The 16789-nt window shown below is 53.9% G+C and carries 16 protein-coding genes and 2 pseudogenes; 5 read left to right on the forward strand and 13 right to left on the reverse strand.

What is annotated here, in order from left to right; translation table 11 throughout:
- The first annotated feature begins 102 nt into the window (after window positions 1–102).
- A complete protein-coding gene (locus NA986_RS15330) occupies window positions 103–1530 on the forward strand; it encodes a sigma-54 interaction domain-containing protein (RefSeq protein ID WP_000168925.1) in 1428 nt (475 codons plus the stop codon).
- Between the two features lie 35 nt (window positions 1531–1565).
- Here NA986_RS15330 and purF read toward each other — a convergent pair whose 3' ends face one another.
- The 9 genes from purF to pdxB form a co-directional block, all read right to left on the reverse strand.
- Window positions 1566–3083, reverse strand: a complete 1518-nt coding sequence (gene purF / locus NA986_RS15335; protein ID WP_000334205.1) for an amidophosphoribosyltransferase — start codon at window positions 3081–3083, stop codon at window positions 1566–1568.
- A 37-nt stretch (window positions 3084–3120) separates the two neighbouring features.
- Entirely contained in the window at window positions 3121–3609 is a 489-nt protein-coding gene (gene cvpA, locus NA986_RS15340; protein ID WP_000262102.1) for a colicin V production protein, read from the reverse strand.
- 310 nt (window positions 3610–3919) lie between these two features.
- On the reverse strand, window positions 3920–4594 hold the full coding sequence (gene dedD, locus NA986_RS15345) for a cell division protein DedD (protein ID WP_000157031.1): 675 nt from the start codon (window positions 4592–4594) through the stop codon (window positions 3920–3922).
- The gene (folC, locus tag NA986_RS15350; protein ID WP_023216017.1) at window positions 4584–5852 is read right to left on the reverse strand and encodes a bifunctional tetrahydrofolate synthase/dihydrofolate synthase; all 1269 of its coding nucleotides are present in this window, start codon (window positions 5850–5852) and stop codon (window positions 4584–4586) included. The genes dedD and folC overlap by 11 nt, the downstream gene beginning before the upstream one ends.
- A 67-nt stretch (window positions 5853–5919) precedes the next feature.
- Window positions 5920–6834, reverse strand: a complete 915-nt coding sequence (accD, locus tag NA986_RS15355; RefSeq protein ID WP_000118383.1) for an acetyl-CoA carboxylase, carboxyltransferase subunit beta — start codon at window positions 6832–6834, stop codon at window positions 5920–5922.
- Window positions 6835–6983: 149 nt separating this feature from the next.
- A complete protein-coding gene (locus NA986_RS15360) occupies window positions 6984–7643 on the reverse strand; it encodes a DedA family protein (protein WP_000364318.1) in 660 nt (219 codons plus the stop codon).
- Between the two features lie 48 nt (window positions 7644–7691).
- On the reverse strand, window positions 7692–8504 hold the full coding sequence (truA, locus tag NA986_RS15365) for a tRNA pseudouridine(38-40) synthase TruA (protein WP_000016631.1): 813 nt from the start codon (window positions 8502–8504) through the stop codon (window positions 7692–7694).
- Window positions 8504–9517, reverse strand: coding sequence for an aspartate-semialdehyde dehydrogenase (locus NA986_RS15370; RefSeq protein WP_001289141.1), 1014 nt, complete (start codon window positions 9515–9517; stop codon window positions 8504–8506). Before NA986_RS15370 ends, truA begins: the two co-directional genes overlap by 1 nt.
- Window positions 9518–9584: 67 nt before the next feature.
- Entirely contained in the window at window positions 9585–10721 is a 1137-nt protein-coding gene (gene pdxB, locus NA986_RS15375; protein WP_023216016.1) for a 4-phosphoerythronate dehydrogenase PdxB, read from the reverse strand.
- A gap of 103 nt (window positions 10722–10824) precedes the next feature.
- Between pdxB and flk the strand changes: the two genes are divergently transcribed.
- Window positions 10825–11826 (forward strand): flagella biosynthesis regulator Flk, encoded by a 1002-nt coding sequence (gene flk / locus NA986_RS15380; protein ID WP_000553395.1) that lies wholly within the window; start codon window positions 10825–10827, stop codon window positions 11824–11826.
- Here flk and NA986_RS15385 read toward each other — a convergent pair.
- On the reverse strand, window positions 11823–13001 hold the full coding sequence (locus tag NA986_RS15385) for an MFS transporter (RefSeq protein ID WP_023216015.1): 1179 nt from the start codon (window positions 12999–13001) through the stop codon (window positions 11823–11825). The two genes, flk and NA986_RS15385, sit on opposite strands and share 4 nt — an antisense overlap.
- Window positions 13002–13180: 179 nt before the next feature.
- Complete coding sequence (locus tag NA986_RS15390; protein ID WP_001051265.1) at window positions 13181–13555, reverse strand: hypothetical protein; 375 nt, start codon at window positions 13553–13555, stop codon at window positions 13181–13183.
- 172 nt (window positions 13556–13727) lie between these two features.
- Here NA986_RS15390 and NA986_RS15395 point away from each other — a divergent pair.
- The 3 genes and pseudogenes from NA986_RS15395 to NA986_RS15405 all read left to right on the forward strand — a co-directional run.
- Window positions 13728–13859: pseudogene (locus tag NA986_RS15395) on the forward strand (helix-turn-helix domain-containing protein); the annotation flags it as partial.
- Window positions 13805–14122 (forward strand): annotated as a pseudogene (locus NA986_RS15400) (hypothetical protein); the annotation flags it as partial. The pseudogenes NA986_RS15395 and NA986_RS15400, both read left to right, overlap by 55 nt.
- On the forward strand, window positions 14122–14640 hold the full coding sequence (locus tag NA986_RS15405; RefSeq protein ID WP_023181631.1) for a YbjP/YqhG family protein: 519 nt from the start codon (window positions 14122–14124) through the stop codon (window positions 14638–14640). The pseudogene NA986_RS15400 and the gene NA986_RS15405, both read left to right, overlap by 1 nt.
- A gap of 66 nt (window positions 14641–14706) precedes the next feature.
- On the opposite strand, the gene NA986_RS15410 is transcribed toward NA986_RS15405, so the two are convergent.
- Window positions 14707–15363, reverse strand: a complete 657-nt coding sequence (locus tag NA986_RS15410; RefSeq protein ID WP_001142900.1) for a CPBP family intramembrane glutamic endopeptidase — start codon at window positions 15361–15363, stop codon at window positions 14707–14709.
- Between the two features lie 97 nt (window positions 15364–15460).
- Window positions 15461–16675 (reverse strand): beta-ketoacyl-ACP synthase I, encoded by a 1215-nt coding sequence (gene fabB, locus NA986_RS15415; RefSeq protein WP_000817161.1) that lies wholly within the window; start codon window positions 16673–16675, stop codon window positions 15461–15463.
- Window positions 16676–16789: the final 114 nt, after the last annotated feature.

A 16789-nucleotide genomic window follows, 5' to 3' on the forward strand; every position in this document is an offset into this window, starting at 1 on the left:
GCTGTTTCTCATTTTCGTCATTGAGTTTGCTATTCATCACAACGACGAAAATTCGTCACTTTTATAATGGCAACATGAACAATAGATATGAGGAATGCATGTATGGCATCCACCAATCAGGAACTGGCCTCGGCGCTCAGGATGTTTTCCCGCTTTTTCGATTTGATTCATCAGCCGTTGGCCGTCATTAATGAGCGTGGTGAATATGTTTACTACAATCAGGAAAGCGCGGATCTGGACGGCTACAGTATTGAACGGGCAATGGGAAAACATATGCTGGATGTCTATCCGGGCATGAAAGAGACCCAAAGTACGATGCTTTCATCGTTAAAAAAAGGCGTGGAATACATTGGCCATTATCAAATTTATTACAATGCGCGAGGCCAGGCCGTTGACTATCAGCACACCACCGCGCCGCTCTATGCAAGCGATGGCGGCATGGTCGGCGTTATCGAAATCGGCAGGAATATGTCTGGCGTCAGGCGGCTCCAGGAGCAGGTGGTAGAACTGAACCAACTGCTGTATGCCGATCACCATGAGAAGCACCATGCCATTATTACCGAAAACCCGGAAATGCTCAGTAATATCGCCAAAGCCAAACGGCTGGCCGCCAGTAATATTCCGGTGACGATTGTCGGGGAGACGGGAACGGGTAAGGAGCTATTTTCCCGCCTGATACATCAATGCAGCAAGCGGGCGAATAAACCCTTCATTGCCCTGAACTGCGGCGCTCTACCGCCTACGCTTATCGAAAGTACGCTTTTCGGCACCGTGCGCGGCGCCTATACCGGCGCGGAAAATAGCCAGGGCTATCTGGAACTGGCAAACGGGGGAACGCTCTTTCTTGATGAGCTGAACGCCATGCCGATAGAGATGCAAAGTAAGCTGCTGCGATTCTTGCAGGATAAAACCTTCTGGCGGCTCGGCGGACAACAGCAACTCCACTCTGATGTCAGGATCGTTGCCGCCATGAACGAAGCGCCCGTCAAATTAATTCAACAAGAACGTCTGCGGGCAGATCTTTTTTATCGGTTGAGCGTCGGAATGTTGACGTTACCGCCGCTGCGCGCCCGCCCGGAAGATATTCCCTTACTGGCGAATTATTTTATTGATAAATACCGTAATGACGTGCCGCAGGACATTCACGGATTAAGCGAGACGGCGCGTGCTGATCTGCTCAATCACGCCTGGCCGGGTAATGTCAGGATGCTGGAAAACGCGATTGTACGCAGCATGATCATGCAGGAAAAAGATGGGCTGCTCAAACACATCATTTTTGAACAGGACGAGTTAAATTTAGGCGTACCGGAAACCGCGCCGGAAAATCCCCTTCCCTCGTCACCCGATCCGCAGTATGAAGGGTCGCTGGAGGTACGGGTTGCCAACTACGAAAGGCATTTAATAGAAACCGCGCTGGATACGCATCAGGGGAATATTGCCGCCGCGGCCCGCAGCCTTAACGTATCCCGCACCACGTTACAGTACAAAGTACAAAAATACGCTATTCGCTTCGGCGTGGTGCGTAATTGACATCGGCCAGCGGCATCGCGCCGCTGGCAAAGCCATTAGCCTTCGTTATGCATTTCCAGGTTTTCCATTTCGTTCTGGAACAGCACCGCTTTGGCGTCGTCATTACGTAATGAATCCAGGAAGTCGAGGTATTGCTGGTCTACGTCTTTGGTGACATATACCCCGTTAAATACCGAACATTCAAACTGCTGGATATCCGGGTTTTCCGCGCGCACGGCTTCGATCAGATCGTTCAGATCCTGGAAGATAAGCCCGTCTGCGCCGATGATCTGACGAATCTCATCCACCTCGCGACCATGCGCGATCAGTTCATTGGCGGTCGGCATATCAATGCCATAGACGTTGGGGAAACGAATTTCCGGCGCGGCGGACGCCAGATAAACCTTCTTCGCGCCGGCTTCCCTGGCCATCTCGATGATCTGCTCTGATGTGGTGCCACGCACGATGGAATCATCCACCAGCAGGACGTTCTTATCGCGGAATTCTGCGCGATTAGCATTGAGCTTACGGCGCACGGATTTACGGCGTAGCTGTTGGCCCGGCATGATAAAGGTACGTCCCACGTAACGATTTTTGACAAATCCCTGGCGGTACGGCTTGCCGAGAATACGGGCAATTTCCAGTGCGATATCGCAGGAGGTTTCCGGGATAGGGATCACGACGTCGATGTCCAGATCTTCCCATTCACGAGCGATTTTTTCGCCAAGTTTGGTGCCCATATTCACACGAGCGCTGTAGACGGAGATCTTGTCGATAAAGGAGTCCGGGCGAGCAAAATAAACGTACTCAAACAGACAGGGGTTACTGACCGGGTTATCCGCGCACTGGCGCGTGAACAGTTGCCCCTTTTCGGTAATATAGATAGCTTCGCCCGGCGCGACATCGCGCAGGAATTCAAAGCCCAGCGTATCCAGCGCCACGCTTTCAGAAGCGACCATATACTCCGTACGACCATCGCCAACGTCACGCTTGCCCAGCACTAACGGGCGAATGCCGTGCGGATCGCGAAAAGCCACCATACCGTGACCGATAATCATCGCCACGCAGGCATAGGCGCCGCGGATTTGACGGTTAGTCGCGGCAATCGCGGCAAAAATATTGTCGGCTTCCAGCGGATAGTGACGGAAGTTGTCGAGCTCGCTGGCGAAAATATTGAGCAGGATTTCGGAATCGGAGGTGGTGTTGATATGACGGCGCTTTTCTTCAAACAGCTTTTTACGTAGCTCGTGCGCGTTAGTCAGGTTGCCATTATGGGCCAACGTGATGCCATACGGCGAGTTAACGTAAAAAGGTTGCGCTTCGGAAGCGCTGGAGCTGCCTGCGGTAGGGTAGCGCACATGGCCGATCCCCATGTTGCCCTGCAAACGCTGCATGTGGCGAGCTTCAAAAATATCGTTCACCAGCCCGTTTGCCTTACGCAAGCGGAAGCAGTTATTAGCATCAATGGTGATGATACCGGCAGCATCCTGACCACGATGCTGGAGCACTGTTAACGCGTCATAAATCGACTGGTTGACCGGCATAACACCGGCGATACCGACAATACCGCACATACGTCATTTTCCTCGTTAAGCCACATCTCAGAACCTGTTACGTCCTGGGCAAGAAACTCGACGAGCTTTGCAGATAGTCAAAGAACCATCTGATGATGAAGCTGAACTGCGGGATGAGCTGCGATTTGCTCCAGTCTTCGCTTTTCGACAAGCCGGTAAAGGTATCAAGGAAGAACAGAATGGCGGCGACAATCAGCGCGCCTCGCAGTGCGCCGAAACAGATCCCCAACACCCGGTCAGTTCCCGACAGGCCGGTCTTTTCTACTAGCTGACCTATCACAAAATTCACGATAGCGCCGACGATAAGCGTCGCGATAAACAGTACCGCGATAGCAATCCCATTACGAACCAGTTCGTCTTCAAAGCCCGTAAACCAGACAGACAGGTAAGTGTAGTAGTGACTGGCGACAAAGAAAGCACAACCCCACGTCACCAGCGATAACGCTTCACGAACAAAGCCGCGGATCAGGCTAACCAGACAGGAAAAAGCAATCACCGCGATAATGGCGTAATCAATCCAGACCATAGATGTCCCACGATTTTACGCCCTGTCGTCCTGTTCGGGGCGCATTCTAACAGAAAAAGAAAACGTTTGCGTAGGGATTTCCTTCCCACGCGTAAATAAAAATGGCGCTGAAAAAATATTCAACGCCATCACACTTTTTATCTCTTCGGGCACGACCAGAAGAGCTGCCATCGGCCTGATAAGCGCAGGATACCAGGTTTATTCCTTCTGCCGGATGACGGCGTAAACGCCTTATCCAGCCTACAGAACTTCGGCTATTACCAGGTGAACACCGTAGGCCTTAACGCTGCGCGCTCAGGCAAAACGCGCCTTAGTTCGGGCTATATCCCATCACCACGCCGCTTAACCCGGAAATCTGCTTGAGCTCGCCAAGCGATCCTTTCATCTTATCTTTCGACGCATCCGGCCCGACGAGAATACGGGTTATTTTACCCTGTACCGGCGTTGAGGGGGAAGTATAAACCCGGAACCCGGCGGAACGAAGCTTGCCGACTATCTCGTTGACTTTATCCGCGTTTTTCAGCGCGCCCAACTGTACGACATAGGCTTTGCCGGTCGGCGCAGGTTTATCGTCGGCGACTGGTTGCGGCGCGGGCGTCGGCGTGGAAGCGGCGACAACCGGCTGTTGCGGTTTAGGCTGCGGCTTCGGCTTTTCAACCGGCTTCGGTTTAGGCGTCTCCGCCGGTATCGGATCAAGCTCGACATTGTTAGACGCCATGCGCGACGGGTCCAGAGATGGCGCTGCCGCATCTCCCGCCCGCACCTCTTCAGCCGCCCCTTCCGGCGGCTGTGTCGGCAGCGCCTGCGTTGCGGCAGGCATCATATCCGGCTCATCGCGGTCGCCAGGCTTCGGTACCAGTGGAATCGCAGCAAATTCATCCTGATAATGCTTTTTCTGTCCGTCCAGCAGACCGGGAAGCACAATAACCCCCAGCGCGACTAACACAATCGTGCCGACTAAACGATTCTGAAACTTACTCGCCACCGATTCTCCCCGCGTCTATCACTTCCATAACATGTGCGACGGTGTGGAACGATCCGCACACCAGCACGGTATCTTCTGGCTGCGCCGCGTCGATAGCGGCCTGCCATGCCTGCGCGACGCTATCATAGACATTCCCTTTCCCCAGATGTTCCAGAAGTTGTTCCGCCGTCGCGCCGCGCGGCCCCTCTAACGGAGCACAATACCAGTCGTCAACCACGCTTTTCAACCAGGCTAACGTGCCGGCGATATCTTTATCATGCAGCATACCAATCACCGCAAGCACGCGCCCGCGTTTCGGCAACATTTTCAGACGACCCGTCAGGTATTCCGCCGCGTGGGGATTATGGGCGACATCAAAGATAACGCGCGGCGACTCACTCACGATTTGAAAACGTCCCGGCAAGGTAGCCTGCGCAATACCGTCGCGAATCGCCTGCTCGTCAATGTTCAACCTGCTGGCGCGCAGCGCGGCCAGAGCGGTGGCGGCATTCGGCTGGGGAACCTGCGGCAACGGCAGTCCGGCAAGCGTGCCGTCGCCATCGGTAAACGCCCACTGGGTCGCTGTCACCTCATAACGCCAGTCAACGCCGCGACGCCGCAACAGCGCGCCGGTCTCCTGCGCGACATCCGCGATGGTTGCCGGCATTTCCGGTTCGCCGACGATAGCGGGTTTTTCCGCACGAAAAATCCCGGCCTTCTCGCGGCCGATACTTTCGCGATCCGGCCCCAGCCAGTCAGTATGGTCAAGCGCGATGCTGGTAATTACCGCTACATCGGCATCCATAATGTTCGTGGCGTCCAGGCGCCCGCCCAACCCGACCTCCAGAATCACCACGTCAAGGTTAGCCTGTTTAAACAGCCACAATGCCGACAACGTACCATATTCAAAATAGGTCAATGAAATATCGCCGCGTGCCGCTTCTATTTCCGCAAAGGACGCGGTATGCGCGGATTCCGCTAATTCTTTCCCCTGCACGCGCACGCGCTCGGTGTAACGTACCAGATGAGGTGAACTATAGACGCCCACACGGTATCCCGCCGCGATTAACACCGACTCCAGCGTTCGACAGGTCGTACCTTTGCCGTTGGTTCCCGCAACGGTAAAAACGAACGGCGCAGGCTTGAGGATGTCCAGACGCGCTGCCACCTGGCTTACGCGCTCAAGGCCTAAATCGATACTCTTGCTGTGCAGGTTTTCCAGATAAGAAAGCCACGAGGCCAGGGGCGACGCAGCTTGAGGTATAGATTTGTTTTTCATTGATTCCGCTGCTTCTTTACGGTGAAAAGCAAAAGGGCAGAGCCTGCGGCCCTGCCCTTTTCAGTTATCAGGCCTCAGACTCCTGATCCGGCGCCGGAGGCACCACCACGCCTTCACGCGGGGCGTCCGGGTTCGGCGCGGGCAGATTCATCAGCTTCGCCAGAATGCTCGCCAGCTTCAGGCGCATTTCCGGGCGGCGGACTATCATATCAATAGCGCCTTTTTCGATCAGGAACTCACTGCGCTGGAATCCTGGCGGCAGTTTTTCGCGAACGGTCTGTTCGATAACGCGCGGGCCGGCGAAGCCAATCAGGGCTTTTGGCTCGGCGATGTTGAGATCGCCCAGCATCGCAAAACTGGCGGAAACGCCGCCCATTGTCGGATCGGTCAATACCGAGATGTAGGGCAGACCACGTTCCTGCATTTTCGCCAGCGCAGCAGAGGTTTTCGCCATCTGCATCAGCGACATCAACGCTTCTTGCATACGCGCGCCGCCGGAAGCAGAGAAACACACTAACGGACAGTTATCTTCCAGCGCCTGTTCAACGGCGCGAACGAAGCGTGCGCCAACGACAGACCCCATTGAGCCGCCCATGAACGCGAATTCAAACGCGGCGGCGACAACCGGCATACCGTGAAGCGTCCCTTTCATGACCACCAGCGCGTCTTTCTCGCCGGTTTCTTTCTGCGCGGACGCCAGTCTGTCTTTATATTTTTTGGAGTCGCGGAACTTGAGCACGTCTTTCGGCTCCAGCTCGCTACCCAACTCCACAAGGGAACCTTCATCTAACAGGCTATGCAGGCGATTGCGCGCCGACATGCGCATATGATGGTCACACTTAGGACAGACCTCAAGATTACGTTCCAGCTCAGCGCGGTATAAAACCTGACCGCAGCTATCACACTTGGTCCACACCCCTTCAGGAATGCTTGCCTTGCGGGTGGGAGTAATGTTGCTTTTAATTCGTTCAATCCAGCTCATTGGTGACCTTTCTGCCTGAACCTTAGTCAGCTTTATTATAAGGGGCGCATAATGCCATTTTTGCCCCCAACAGACCATGAATGTTGCACATTAAAACATAACAGCCCGAAACTTTGGATAAAAAAGTGGTCGAACCGCTGAGTTACTTTCTATTTTGCGGCACGCGACGCAGCGCGCTTATGCCGGACAATCTCAATGACGCCAGGTAATATCGAAACCACGATAATCCCCACAATCAGCAGCTTAAGGTTATCCTGAATCAACGGTATCGTACCGAAGAAATAACCGGCGTAGGTAAAGAGCAGTACCCACAGCAGCGCGCCGATGACGTTATAGGCGGCAAAATGCCGATAGGACATGTGCCCCATCCCTGCCACAAACGGCGCAAAGGTTCTGACGATCGGCACGAAGCGAGCGAGAATGATAGTTTTACCGCCGTGTTTTTCATAAAACTGGTGGGTTTTATCCAGGTAACTGCGGCGGAAAATTTTCGAATTCGGATTACTGAACAGTTTTTCGCCGAACAGTCGACCAATCGTGTAATTTACCGCATCGCCAACAATTGCGGCGATCAGCATTAACGCCACCATGACATGCACATTGAGATCGTTGGTTTCCAGCGAAGCCAGCGCCCCGGCGACAAACAGCAGCGAGTCGCCCGGCAGAAACGGCGTGACGACCAGGCCGGTTTCACAAAACAGAATCAAAAACAAAATAGCGTACACCCAGACGCCGTACTCCGCGACCAGCTCCGCCAGATGCACATCGATGTGCAGAATAAAATCAATAATAAAGTAGATCAGGTCCATATTTGTCTTTGCCTTTCTACCCGACACGTTTCGGGTGTGCGATTCGGATTAGTCCGCCAGAAATAGCGGGCCCATTGGTGGTTTTGGAAGGTCAAACCGGTCAGGGTAATCCACCGCAACCAAATATAGCCCTTCCGCCTTCGCCGTTGCCGCCGCCAGCGTTCTGTCCCTGGCCGCTAACAGCTCTGCGATCCAGCTCTCCGGCTGGTTGTGAGCGCCTACTTCCAGCAGGCTGCCGACAATATTCCTGACCATATGATGAACAAAGGCATTCGCTTTGATATCGACCACCACATAAGGGCCGTGGCGGGTAACGTTGATGTGCATCACATTACGCCACGGCGTGCGCGACTGGCACTGCACTGCGCGAAACGAGGTAAAATCATTTTCGCCAAGCAGACACTGCGCCGCGCGATGCATCCGCTCTGCATCCAGCGGCTCATAGTAATGCGTCACGCCTTTTGCTAACACCGCAGGACGCAGTCGATGATTGTAGATGATATAGCGATAACGGCGAGCCGTAGCGCTAAATCGCGCGTGAAAATCATCCGGTACAGTTTTCACCCAGCGCACGGCAATGTCACCAGGCAAATTCGCATTTACCCCCAGCGTCCATGCCGCATCTTTGCGCAATGCGGTCGTTTCGAAATGGACAACCTGCCCGGTGCCGTGAACGCCGGCATCGGTACGCCCGGCGCAGAACACGTTAATAGGTTCATTTGCCACCTGCGAGAGCGCTTTTTCCAGCTTTTCCTGCACGCTGCGCACTTCATTCTGACGCTGCCAGCCATAATACTTGCTGCCGTCGTACTCAATACCCAGCGCAATTTTATAGACCGGCGATGATTGCTGTCCGGACATCAGTACAGATACTCCTGCACCAGCTTCTCCGCAATTTTAACGGCCATCAGCGCGCCGCCGAAACGCACGTTGTCCGCCACTGACCAGAACTGAATTTGTTCCGGCATACCGTAATCATTATGCACACAGCCAATAGAGAGCTGTGGATTGCCGGAAGCGTCGCCCACCTGCGTCGGGTAATCCGTCTCTTCTGACAGTACGATATCTTCACCGCGGGAAAATGCCTCGCGCGCCTCTTCCGCCGCCAGCGGACGGAGCGCTTCAAAGCTCACCATCTGCGCATGGCCATAGAACACCGGCGACTGCACGACACTGGCGGAGATCATCACGCCATCGTCCTGCAAAATTTTACGCACTTCATCGACGATACGACGTTCCTGGCGCACGCTGCCTTCCCGATCCGGCAGCAGCGGCAGCATATTGAACGCCAACTGGCGGCCAAAGAAATCATCTTCATCAATCGGTATGCCGTTAAGCAGCTTCGCACTCTGTCCAGCCAGCGCATCGACCGCTTTTTTCCCCTGCGCGGACGCTGATAACATACTGGTGACGGCAATACGCGACAGTCCCCCCTGATCGATTAACGGCTTGAGCGCCGCCAGCAGTTGACTGGTCAGACTATCGGCGACCGCAATCACGTTACGGTTACGGTAATCCGCCAGTACATACGGGTTAACTTCCGGCACGACCAGCGGCACATCAGGCTCCAGCGCGAACAGACCGCTGGAATCTATCACCAGGCAACCTGCATTGGTCGCGTCGTCTATCCAGGCAGCCGACGCCTCTGCGCCGGCAACGAAAAACGCCAACTGCGCCTGCGTCCAGTCAAAGTCCGCCGCATCCTGGACAATGACCGACTTGCCACCAAAACGGAGGTGCTCGCCCGCGCTTTCATGACGCGCCAATGCATAAATTTCACCGACCGGGAACTGGCGTTCAGCCAGTGTTTCAAGCAGGGCTTCGCCTACGGCGCCCGTTGCGCCCAGAATGGCAATGTTCCAGCCTTCAGACATGGTGATTTACTCCAGAAATACATAAGCGTCCCTGTCGCATTATTCGACAGGGAGCATTAAGAAGACATTAATGTGCCGGGTGATGAACAGCGTTAAAACCTAGCTTACACAGCAAGGCGGCTGCCGTTTCGTCGTCACACATCACGTATAAAGACGACCATTCACGGCGCTCAAGATAATTTTTACGCAATTTATCAAATTCACCCGGAATTCCAGCGACTTTACGCAGCGGCGCATCGTCGCGGCGCACATCATACACCAAATGCGCCAGTCTTTTCAGCGTCGGTTGATCCAGCGGGCCATGAAGCGTAATACGACCAAACTCAGGCGCAGGCAGTAATGTCTCCAGCGCGACATGCTGCTCGCGGCCAATAAACGCGCTATACGCCTCAAAGACCTGGGTGGTGCCGCGCGCTTTGCCTTCCAGCGTATAGCCGGCAATATGCGACGTGCCGATATCCACGGCTTCCAGCAGCGCGACGTTAAGATCCGGTTCGCCCTCCCACACATCAAGCACCACGCTCAGCGGCTGCCCGGCATTAAGTCGCGCCAGCAACGCGGCGTTATCCACCACCGGACCGCGGCAGGCGTTAATGAGAATGGCGTCGGGTTTCAGTCGACGGATCAGCGTCTCATCGGCCAGATGCAGCGTTTTGTACGGTCCGTCTTTATAGAGCGGCGTATGGAAAGTCAGGACATCCGCTTCCTGCACCAGCTCATCCAGCGTACGAAAATCACCCTCGTCCCCGCGTGCGGCGCGTGGCGGATCGCACAGCAACGTGCGGATACCCAACGCTTCAAGCCTGGTCTGTAGCCGACTTCCGACGTTACCCACGCCGACAATCCCTATAGTGCGATCGCGTAACGAAAAGCCGTCACGTTCGGCCAACATCAACAGCGCGGAAAACACATACTCCACCACGGCGATAGCATTACAGCCGGGCGCGGCTGAAAAACCGATGCCCGCCTGCTTCAGCCATGCCTCATCCACATGATCGGTGCCTGCCGTAGCAGTACCAACGAAGTTAATCGGCGTGCCGCTCAGCAGCGATTCATTCACTTTCGTGACCGAACGCACCATTAACGCATCGGCATGGTTCAATTCTTCAACGGGGATCGGGCGACCCGGCACTGCCTTTACCTCACCCAGGCGGCTAAATAATTCGCGGGCGTAAGGCATATTTTCATCAACGAGAATTTTCACGACTGTCGTACCTGTTTGAGAACGAGAGTTAACCGGACAAGTGTGCCATAATCTGGCCGCCAGGCATATATTGCTCAGATTTATGGTTAAAGGATAATTAATTATGCATCCCATCTCCGGCGCCCCTGCACAGCCTCCAGGCGAAGGGCGTAATCCTCTTTCCGCTGCGAGCGAGCAGCCGCTTTCCATGCAACAGCGTACGGTACTGGAAAGGCTGATCACGCGCCTGATTTCACTGACCCAGCAGCAAAGCGCGGAAGTATGGGCCGGAATGAAACACGATCTGGGGATAAAAAATGACGCGCCGCTACTGTCGCGCCACTTCCCCGCCGCTGAACAGAATCTTACCCAGCGTCTGGGCGTAGCGCAGCAAAATCACGCCAATCGTCAGGTGCTTTCACAGCTAACAGAGCTGCTTGGCGTCGGGAATAATCGTCAGGCCGTCAGCGATTTTATCCGTCAGCAATACGGTCAAACCGCGCTTAGCCAGCTTACGCCCGATCAACTTAAAAACGTGCTGACGCTCCTGCAACAGGGGCAGCTTTCCATTCCGCAGCCGCAGCAACGTCCGGCAACGGATCGGCCATTATTGCCTGCTGAACATAATACGTTAAATCAGTTGGTGACGAAGCTGGCGGCCGCGACCGGCGAGTCAAACAAACTTATCTGGCAATCAATGCTGGAACTCTCCGGCGTGAAAAGCGGCGAGCTCATTCCGGCAAAGCAGTTTACTCATCTGGCGACATGGCTACAGGCGCGGCAGACGCTGTCACTACAACACGCGCCTACGCTACATACGCTGCAGGCTGCGTTAAAACAACCGCTGGAACCGGACGAACTCACAGCGATCAAAGAGTATGCCCAACACACTTATCAAATTCAGCCGCAAACGGTGCTGACCACCGCCCAGGTGCAGGATTTACTTAACCATATTTTCCTGCGTCGCGTAGAGCGAGAGGCGGATGAGCTTGAACCGCTCTCTATTCAACCCATCTACCGCCCGTTCGCGCCGATGATTGAAACCGTAAAAAATCTGTCTGCGCGGCCAGGCCTGTTGTTTATCGCGCTAATAATTGTACTGGCGCTTTTCTGGCTGGTTTCTTAACCACGCCGGAACGATAATATCGTCACCAGGATGCCAACCACCGCGGAGATCGCTCCCGCGAGGAATACGGAAGGATAGCCGCATGACGTGGCCAACATGCCCGCCAGCGGGCCGGTAACGCCGTAGGAGATATCCTGAAACGCGGCGTAGCCGCCGAGCGCCGTACCGCGTACCTGTGCAGGTACGCGTTTCACAACCTCCACGCCCAGCGCCGGGAAAATCAGTGAACACCCAGCCCCGGTGAGCGCCGCGCCTACCAGCGCTATCCAGGCCGTCGGCGCCAGCCACAAGAGCAGCAGCCCTGCCGTCTCAACCAGCAATGAGACAACGGCGACCTTCACGCCGCCAAAGCGGTCCGGCATCCAACCGAACAACATGCGCATCAGGACAAACGCACCGCCAAACGCGGTCAGGGTGAATCCCGCCATCGTCCAGCCATTGCTGACAAAATAAAGTGAAATAAACGTACCGATGACGGCAAAGCCCACGCCCTGCAATGCCAGGCCCAGGCCCGGTTTCCAGATAAGCCCGACCACGCTCCACAGTGAAGGTCGCTCCCCCGTATACGCAGGCACTTTACGCACGGTGCCGTTGAATGCCCAGGCCAGCAGCGGTAAAACCATCGTCGTCCCCGCCAGCGCCGCGAAGCCAAAGTGGCTATGGATCAGCAAGCCCAACGGCGCACCGGCCGCCAGCGCGCCGTAAATCGCCATTCCGTTCCACGACATCACCTTACCGGAACGCGTTGGGCCAACCAGCCCCAGTCCCCAGGTCAGGGTTCCGGTCAGCAGCTGGCTTTCGCCAAATCCGAGGATCAAACGCCCGACAATAAGCAGCACGAATTTTATCGGCGCGGAAACCGGCAACAGCGCGGCCAGGAGCCAGGCGGCGCCCGCCAGCCCGCAGGCAAACATCCCCTGTAACGCCGATCGTTTAGCGCCATATTGATCCGCCAGCCGTCCGGCATAGCCGCGCGTCAGTACCGTCGCAAAAAACTGAATGCCCACGGCGATCCCAACCATCGTATTGCTATAGCCCAGTTCGTGATGGACAAAAAGCGGGATGACGGGTAACGGCAGGCCGACCGTCATATAGGTCAGGAAAACCGCAAAGGCGATGCGGAACAGCGAAAAATTCGCAGACGGGGTCGTTGTTTTTTGGCTAACTGCTGTCATGCATTACTCCAGAATGCAGAGTAAGGCGGGGAAAGGCCACGCCCCCCTCTACCTGAACGTCAGGATTAAGGTGCGTTGGATAACGTTAAACGCTTACGCATTATCGGAAGGATAATGTAGAGAGTGAAGTCTGCCTGTGAGACGCGAAACTTGTCAACCTTGAAATTGCAGCCAGGGTATCAACGTGGCGGCGTGTCATTAAACAGAAAGGGAAAGACCGCTTTCATCCCTCTCACCTTAAACCGTCCGGTCACCTGCTTGCGCTGTTCTGGCGTCAGTAACCTGAACATCATCTCCTGGATATCTTCAGGCTCCGCTTCCTGTAAGGAAATGGGTTCTGGCGTCGGTTCCTCTCCGCTGTCGTCAAGATAACGATGAACATAAAGAGGGAAAACAGATATATGAAACTCCTCGGCCTTTGATTTAACACGCTTACGCCTGACACCCTCTTTCCCTTCGCTGTACTTATACAAACGTTCGCGAACCGCAGGCTCGCTTCCCGGAAACCCCGGTAAGCCAAGACATTCCTTAACCGTGAACCATTCCTTTGCCATCGGTTTCTTTCCTTTCCCCTGATGAAATAAAAATATTTCTTCTTTTTCGCGAAATTTTGCTTTCTTTCCGGCACTATTCTCAGAGTGAAAAAGAAAGTAACTTTCTTTTTCTCGCGCTAATTTTTACCTTAAAAATATCGGTGCCGATAACACATCTTCTTAGGATTACAGAATGGAACCAAAAAGCCAGGACTGGCATCGTGCAGATATTAAAAGTGCACTTGAAAAAAGAGGTATTACGCTCAGAGATCTTTCTCGTCAGGCCGGTGTGCGGAATTTACCCGAAAGGCAATTCAGGCGGGCGGTATCACGCTGGGGCATACATATCATGCGAAAGATTATGGCCCAATGTTAAGAAGCGCCGGATTCACCGCTATTGGTACCTATGAAATGCCGCGCGAGGGTGACGTCATTATTATTCAACCTTACGCTGGCGGAAACCCGAGCGGTCACATGGCGATATACGATGGTGCAGAGTGGTATTCAGATTTTAAACAACGCGATATGTGGGCCGGCCCGGGCTACCGGGCAGCCAGGCCCTCATATACCATCTACAGGAAGAATTAATGAAAACGTTCTCCCTTGTCGCGCTTATCCTGTTGCTTTGTAGTTGCTCTGCGCCTCATCACGACAGTACGCAGGCCGTGAAGCAGTTCTATACCTCATGGATGACGACGTTCACGAACGATGTGAATACCCCTGACGACACCACCGCCTTAATGCAACGTTACGTTGCTAAAGAGGTTATTCATCGCCTGGCGCTAATACAGTCCCTTTATGAACAGGAGATTGTGGGGGCAGATTATTTTATGTATGCGCAGGACTATGCGCCAGAGTGGATTCCACAGTTACGGGTTGGGAAGGCACACCCTTTCCTCGGCGGAGAAAAAGTGGATGTTCTGTTGGCTACAGAGTCAACGCCCATCCACCTGGAGGTTTATACCCGTTGGGAAGAGGGACGCTGGAAAATTTACCGCGTTCGGGATGCTGATAAGGATTATGAACAGCCGATTTATGACGCAGGCGCCATCACCCAGGCTGAGGCCTGGTCAGCAAAAGTCGCGCCGGAATATAAGAAGCATTAAAAAAGGGAATCGCCATCGGTCTCTTGTTCGTACCGGAGAGGTTAAAGCGCCTATTTCATCAGGCTCTTATTCCGTCGCTGAAAACAGTAAGCCGAAAACAACCCAGGCATTATTTAAAATATGAAGTGTTATCGGTATCATTAGCCCACGGCTTCTCATTCGAACAACGCATAATATCGATGAAAAAACAAACAGATAAACAAAAGTCACCGCAAAGAGATATTGTGTATGCATAAATGCAAAAGCGAGTGAAGTAATAATAATACCGGAAGCTCTTGAGTACCGCCCCCAACCGATACTGCTGTTTAATAAAAACCCTCTGAATATAATTTCCTCCGCCACAGGAGCCAGAAAGCACATCGCCAGCGTGTTAAGAAATTTATGAAGAAAAAATTGCCTTGATAACTCGGCCATCCAGGGTTCCGGGCCACTAAAAGCATTGTAGAGAACGGTAAGGCACACCAGGGCCAGCGCCGGAACAAAACACTCCACGAATGATAAGCGACCCAATGATAAAAACGGGTAATACTTTGAATAAATACTCCAGGCGGCAATCGCATAGACAAAAACAATACTATATATAAAAGGCGCAGCCAGACCTCCCAAATAAAGCCAGGCATAGGAAGGCGAAAATGAGGCAAAAACAAAAATGCCGAACAAACCAAATAAAACAGCCACACAACTCAAACTATGCCTAATTTTATCTAATGTATTAGTTGGCATTTATATAATATCCATATAATTTGTTATTCCCTGAATGAAAAAACAGGTCGCATTAGCGACCTGTTTCATTGTTGATACTACAACGTAATAGTCAGGCTTACAACTTACGCATCACCAGCGTGGCGTTGGTGCCGCCAAAACCGAAGCTGTTAGACATTACGGTAGTCAGTTCACGCTCGGTCGTTTCGGTCACGATGTTCAGACCCGCAGCCTGCTCATCCAGCTCTTCGATGTTGATGCTCGGCGCGATAAAACCGTGCTCCAGCATCAGCAGAGAGTAGATGGCTTCCTGCACGCCAGCCGCACCCAGCGAGTGGCCGGTCATCGCTTTGGTCGCGGAGATAGCCGGGCTGTTATCGCCAAACACTTCACGGATTGCACCGAGTTCTTTCACGTCGCCTACCGGAGTAGAGGTACCGTGAGAGTTCAGGTAGTCGATCGGCGTGTCTACGCCGTGCATCGCCATCTGCATGCAACGTACTGCGCCTTCACCAGACGGAGCAACCATGTCTGCGCCATCGGATGTTGCGCCATAGCCGACGATTTCCGCATAGATATGCGCGCCGCGCGCCAGAGCGTGTTCCAGCTCTTCGACAACAACCATACCGCCACCGCCCGCGATGACAAACCCATCACGGTGCGCATCATAGGTACGGGACGCTTTTTCAGGCGTATCGTTATATTTGGTGGACAGTGCGCCCATCGCATCGAACTCACAGGCCATTTCCCAGCACAGCTCTTCGCCGCCGCCAGCAAAAACGATGTCCTGTTTGCCTAGTTGGATCTGTTCAACCGCATTGCCGATACAGTGTGCGGAGGTCGCGCAAGCGGAGCTAATGGAGTAGTTCACGCCATAAATTTTAAACGGCGTAGCGAGGCAGGCGGAAACGCCGGATGCCATTGCTTTCGTCACCACATACGGGCCCACGGCTTTCAGACCACGCGGGCTACGCATGGCGTCTGCGCCAAAGACCTGGAATTTCGGGGAGCCGCCGCCGGAACCTGCAATCAGGCCGACACGCGGGTTATTCTGATAGACTTCCGGCGCCAGACCGGCGTCGGCCACTGCCTGCTCCATAGACAGATAAGCATAGATGGAGGCGTCGCTCATAAAGCGCACGACTTTGCGGTCAATGAGGCCAGTGGTATCCAGTTTTACGTTGCCCCATACCTGGCTACGCATGCCGGCGTCCTTCAGCTCCTGAGAGAAAGTGATCCCTGAACGTCCTTCACGCAGAGATGCCAGGACTTCCTGCTGGTTATTACCGATGCTGGAAACGATGCCCAGGCCAGTAATCACTGCACGTTTCATTCAATACCTCTGTAATTCGCACTATTTTTAAGTTTCGATTGGCACAATAGCGTACACTTGTACGCCGAACAAGTCCGATCAGCCATTTAGTACGGAAATTTGCGCCGTCAGGCA

Origin of the sequence: Salmonella sp. NW177 (genome assembly GCF_051811585.1) — a bacterium.
Lineage (GTDB): Bacteria > Pseudomonadota > Gammaproteobacteria > Enterobacterales > Enterobacteriaceae > Salmonella > Salmonella enterica.

Coding starts and splice junctions, on each gene's coding strand:
- truA (WP_000016631.1), bottom strand. CDS start 8,504: ATGTCCGGACAGCAATCATCGCCGGTCTATAAAATTGCGCTGGGTATT.
- fabB (WP_000817161.1), bottom strand. CDS start 16,675: ATGAAACGTGCAGTGATTACTGGCCTGGGCATCGTTTCCAGCATCGGT.
- NA986_RS15410 (WP_001142900.1), bottom strand. CDS start 15,363: ATGCCAACTAATACATTAGATAAAATTAGGCATAGTTTGAGTTGTGTG.
- NA986_RS15370 (WP_001289141.1), bottom strand. CDS start 9,517: ATGTCTGAAGGCTGGAACATTGCCATTCTGGGCGCAACGGGCGCCGTA.
- NA986_RS15360 (WP_000364318.1), bottom strand. CDS start 7,643: ATGGACCTGATCTACTTTATTATTGATTTTATTCTGCACATCGATGTG.
- NA986_RS15390 (WP_001051265.1), bottom strand. CDS start 13,555: ATGGCAAAGGAATGGTTCACGGTTAAGGAATGTCTTGGCTTACCGGGG.
- flk (WP_000553395.1), top strand. CDS start 10,825: ATGCATCCCATCTCCGGCGCCCCTGCACAGCCTCCAGGCGAAGGGCGT.
- NA986_RS15330 (WP_000168925.1), top strand. CDS start 103: ATGGCATCCACCAATCAGGAACTGGCCTCGGCGCTCAGGATGTTTTCC.
- NA986_RS15385 (WP_023216015.1), bottom strand. CDS start 13,001: ATGACAGCAGTTAGCCAAAAAACAACGACCCCGTCTGCGAATTTTTCG.
- purF (WP_000334205.1), bottom strand. CDS start 3,083: ATGTGCGGTATTGTCGGTATCGCCGGTGTTATGCCGGTCAACCAGTCG.
- folC (WP_023216017.1), bottom strand. CDS start 5,852: ATGAAAAACAAATCTATACCTCAAGCTGCGTCGCCCCTGGCCTCGTGG.
- cvpA (WP_000262102.1), bottom strand. CDS start 3,609: ATGGTCTGGATTGATTACGCCATTATCGCGGTGATTGCTTTTTCCTGT.
- NA986_RS15405 (WP_023181631.1), top strand. CDS start 14,122: ATGAAAACGTTCTCCCTTGTCGCGCTTATCCTGTTGCTTTGTAGTTGC.
- accD (WP_000118383.1), bottom strand. CDS start 6,834: ATGAGCTGGATTGAACGAATTAAAAGCAACATTACTCCCACCCGCAAG.